We start from the raw sequence: 3,874 nt of genomic DNA on the forward strand, positions 1-3,874 counted from the left end.
CGGCGCGCGCGGGTGCCGACCCGTCGATGCCCAGCCGGAGCGCGCGGTGCGCCGCTAGTCCGACCAGAGCCGCTCCCCCGGTCAGCAGCCGAAGATGTGACGAATCCTCAGGGCGCAGCCCCCGTTCAACCGACCCGGAGCTCGAGGAAGTACTGGTAGGGCAGGAACGTCCGCTCCGCGGCGACCGCGAGCCCCGCCGCGCGCGCGGCGGCGAGGAAGTCCTCGCGCGACACCTTGTGGTCCGGCGGCGGTCCGACCGGCAGCTCGCCGGCGTGGAAGTCCACGTTCACGATCCGTCCACCCGGCGCCAGCCGCTCCGACAGCCGGCGGAGGTACCCCGGCCCGTCGGGGAAGTGATGGAACGTGTTCACGACGAGGATCGCGTCGCACGGCTCGGGCGGCAGCCCCTCGCCCTCGGGCGCGAGCAGCGGGTGGACGTTCGCGATGCCCGCCGCCCGCGCGCGCTCCTCGAGCAGCGCGATCATGCGCGGCTCGACGTCGATGGCGTACACCCGGCCGGACTGCCCCACGGCGCGGGCTAGGCGGAGGGCGAAGTAGCCGGGCCCGGCGCCCGCGTCGCAGGCGACGGCGCCGGGCCGGAGCCCCAGCGCCGCGACCACCTCGTCCGGCTTCTGCCACTCGACTCGCGACGGATCCTCGAGCCGCGCGAGGTAGGCGTCGAGGTCCTCGGGGTTGCCGTGGCGGTCGCGACCGGGCGCGTGGCCATGGCCGTGCCCGTGGCCTGCGCCGTGCGCGTCAGGGTGCTTCGGGGAGTGCGTGCTCATGCGCGAGGAGAGCCCCTGGCCGGTCCGGGAGATTCAGCCATGGGTGGCCGCGGACGCGTCGCGCCGCGGCTCGCTCGCCGGGGCCGGGCGCGCGGGGAGGAGGCGGCCCGGGCCGCGCAGGAGCAGCGCGAGCGCGACGGCGAGCATGCCGGCGTCGCGCAGCACCGTGAGCCAGGTCGCGCTCTCGTTGCCGCCGAAGCAGCCGCAGCGCAGGTCGATCCCGCGGAGCAGCGCCTGCGAGAGGCCCAGCGTGAACACCGCGAGGAGGCCGGTCGCGACCAGCGCGGCGCCCCGCGCGAGCCGCCCGGTGACGAGCAGCAGGCCGAGCGTGAGCTCGATCCCGATCACCGCCGCGGCGGCGCCGGGGACGAGCGTGGGCGGCACGAGCCGGTAGTTCGCGAGGTTCTCGGCGAACGCCGACATGTCCGGGAGCTTCGTGGCGGCGGCGTACAGGAAGGTCGCGCCGAGGCCGATGCGCAGGAGCGCGAGGAGCGGCTTCACCGGTGAGCCTCCGCGGGATCGTGGCAGGCGGGGCAGTAGCCGGACGTGCCGGCGCCCCCTGCCGCCACCCAGGCCGGCCAGGCGCCCTCGAGGACCCGCACGTCGGGGAGCCCCTCCCGCTTCAGCCGGTGCGCGACCTCGTCGGCGAGCGCGCAGGTGTAGTCGCCGTCGTACACGACGACGAGCGGGTACGCGCGCAGCGCCGCGACCGCGACCGCCTCGTCCGGGTGGCCGGCGGGCGGGAGGTGGACGGCGTTCGTGACGTGCCCCGCCGCGAACTCGCTCGCGCCGCGCGCGTCGGCGAACCCGGCCCTGCACGCGTCGCAGAGCCCCTTCGCCTCCTCGACCGCGATGCGCGGCGCCCTCGCCGCCGGGGCGGCGCCTGCCACCGCGCACATGCCGGTGCCGCTCTCCGCGGCCGAGTGGACGGGCCGTGCGAGGGCCGCCGGTCTCGGGCTCGCGGCGTTCCCGGCGAGCCCGAGGAGGGCTCCGGCGGCGACGATGAGAGCTGCCTCTGCGAGCATGCGCACGGGGCGATGGTAACGCGGGAGGGGGGATCCCGCGATCCCGATGCGCGGGTGCGCTCGCCGGCCAGGGCGGCTATATTGCGCCGCGCATGGGCGTCCCCGTCTTCGAGGTCTCCAAGGAGTTCACGTTCAGCGCCGCGCACCAGATCCGCTTCCACGGCGGCAAGTGCGAGCGGCTCCACGGCCACAACTGGCGGATCCGGGTCCACGCCCGCGCCTCCGAGCTGAACCGGATCGGCATGGTGATCGACTTCGCGGATCTGCAGAAGCTCGTCGGCGACATCGGCGGCCGGTTCGACCACCGGAACGTGAACGAGGTGCCGCCCTTCGACGAGGTGAACACCACCGCCGAGCTGCTCGCGCGCCACTTCTACGAGGAGGCGAACCGGGCGCTGCTCGAGCGCGAGGGCGGCCGCGTACGCGTGTCGAAGGTCGAGGTCTGGGAGAACGAGGGCTCGCTCGCCGTCTATCGCGAGGAGTGATCGCGGCGGGCGCGCAGCTCGCGCGCGATGTCCGCCCGGGCCCCGTCCCCGAGGAGCGTCCGCAGCGCCGGGAAGATGACCTCCTCCTCGAGCACGAGGTGGTGCGAGAAGTGCTCCCGGAGCGTGGCCACCGCGGCGATGAGGGCGGGGGCGAGCTCCTCGCGCCGTCCCGGCGAGGCGACGAGCTCCGAGCACACCGCCAGGACGTGCGAGACGGCGAGCGCGTGGCCGGCGTGATCGCGGTGCATCGTCACGAGCGCGGCGTCCACCTGCCGGTCGCGCCCGGCTAGGCGCGGCAGCACCGACTCCTCCTCGTCCTGCGCGTGCAGCGGGAGCGCCTCGGCGAAGTACTGCCGGATCCCGGCGGCCGCGCGGGCGACCTCCTCTGCCCCCATCGCGCCGGCCACCGCCAGCCGGTCCGCCAGCTCGATGAACGATCGGAGGCGGCCGTGACACTCGAGGAGGACCGCGACGGCCTCCTCGGCGAGGGACCTGGTGCCGGTGTGCGTCTGCATCTCTCCCGGAACGCACGCCGCCCCGTCAGCCTTCCCTCGTATCCTGCTCCTCGTGGCCGCCCTCATCCTCGCCAGGACGCCCCTCGCGGCTGCGAGGGCGGCGCGACGTCTCTGCGACGCGCAGGACGGCGTCCTGTTCGGGCCTCAGGTGGCGACGCTCGATCGCCTCGTCGTTCCGCTCGTGGCCGCCGCGGGCGACGGGCGGGCGATCCTGGATCCGCTGGCCGAGCGGCTCGTCGCCGCCGAGGCGGGGCGAGACGCGGGGGGGCCGTTCGAGGGGCTCGAGGCGACGGACGGGACGGCGGCCGCGCTCGCGGGGACCCTGGCCGAGCTGCGCCGCGCGGAGGTGAGCGCGGCGGACGCACGCGCGGCGGCGAGGTCGCTGGACGGCGCCGCGGCCGCGCGCCTGGGAGCCGTCGCCGAGGTCCTCGCCGCCTACGAGACGCGCCTCGCTCGCGCGGGCGCGCTCGATCGCGCCGGCGCGGCGCGCGCCGCGGCCGACGCGGCGGCGCGCGGGGTGACCTGCCCCGAGACGGCGGACCTCGACCTCCTCGTCGTCGCGGGGATCGCCGAGGCGAGCCTCGCCGAGTGGGACCTCCTCTCCGCGCTCGTCGCGCGCGCGCGCCGCTCGCGGCTCCACCTGCCGTTCTTCCCCGAGCGCCCCGACGTGTGCGCGCCCGTCGAGCCGCTGCTCAGGCGCGTCGAGTCGCTGCACGAGCTCGCCGCGCGGCGCGAGATCGAGGTCGTGCTCGCGCACGTCGAGGGCGACGGGCGCGCCCCCGGGCCGGCCGCTCTGCTCGCCGCGCTCGGCGGTGGCCGCGCCTCCGGGCAGCTCGAGGGTGACGGGGTCATCGCGGTGGCGGCGCCGGGCGAGGAGGGCGAGGCAGACGCCGCGGCGCGAACCGTCGCGGCCCTCGCCGCGGACGGCGTGCCCTTCGAGGAGATCGCGGTGATCGCCGCCGCGCCCCGGCAGGTGGCCCCCTCGCTCGCGCGCGCGCTCGCCGCGCGCGGCGTCCCCTTCGCCGCGGGGCGGGGCCCCGCGCTCGCCGACCTCCCCCCGGTCC

At 76.8% G+C, this 3,874-nt stretch carries 5 protein-coding genes and 1 pseudogene; 2 read left to right on the forward strand and 4 right to left on the reverse strand.

The annotated features are described in order from the left end of the window. Window positions 1-125 precede the first annotated feature (125 nt). Genes MNZ29_RS23675 through MNZ29_RS23685 form a run of 3 tightly spaced genes read right to left on the reverse strand, consistent with a single transcriptional unit; the run spans window position 126 to window position 1,810 of the window. Entirely contained in the window at window positions 126-785 is a 660-nt protein-coding gene (locus tag MNZ29_RS23675) for a class I SAM-dependent methyltransferase (RefSeq protein WP_242341028.1), read from the reverse strand. A gap of 33 nt (window positions 786-818) precedes the next feature. Continuing rightward, entirely contained in the window at window positions 819-1,286 is a 468-nt protein-coding gene (locus MNZ29_RS23680; protein ID WP_242341027.1) for a MauE/DoxX family redox-associated membrane protein, read from the reverse strand. Further along, window positions 1,283-1,810 carry a rhodanese-like domain-containing protein gene (locus MNZ29_RS23685; protein WP_242341037.1) on the reverse strand — a complete coding sequence of 176 codons (528 nt, stop codon included), beginning with the start codon at window positions 1,808-1,810 and terminating at the stop codon, window positions 1,283-1,285. Before MNZ29_RS23685 ends, MNZ29_RS23680 begins: the two co-directional genes overlap by 4 nt. 92 nt (window positions 1,811-1,902) lie before the next feature. On the opposite strand from MNZ29_RS23685, the gene queD reads away from it, so the two are divergent. Then, a complete protein-coding gene (queD, locus tag MNZ29_RS23690; protein WP_242341026.1) occupies window positions 1,903-2,295 on the forward strand; it encodes a 6-carboxytetrahydropterin synthase QueD in 393 nt (130 codons plus the stop codon). Here queD and MNZ29_RS23695 read toward each other — a convergent pair. Further along, complete coding sequence (locus MNZ29_RS23695; RefSeq protein WP_242341025.1) at window positions 2,280-2,810, reverse strand: hemerythrin domain-containing protein; 531 nt, start codon at window positions 2,808-2,810, stop codon at window positions 2,280-2,282. The two genes, queD and MNZ29_RS23695, sit on opposite strands and share 16 nt — an antisense overlap. Window positions 2,811-2,862: 52 nt before the next feature. On the opposite strand from MNZ29_RS23695, the pseudogene MNZ29_RS23700 reads away from it, so the two are divergent. Beyond that, window positions 2,863-3,874, forward strand: a pseudogene (locus tag MNZ29_RS23700) (PD-(D/E)XK nuclease family protein); the annotation flags it as partial.

Origin of the sequence: Anaeromyxobacter sp. SG64 (assembly GCF_022690745.1) — a bacterium.
In the GTDB taxonomy this organism is placed as follows: domain Bacteria; phylum Myxococcota; class Myxococcia; order Myxococcales; family Anaeromyxobacteraceae; genus Anaeromyxobacter; species Anaeromyxobacter soli.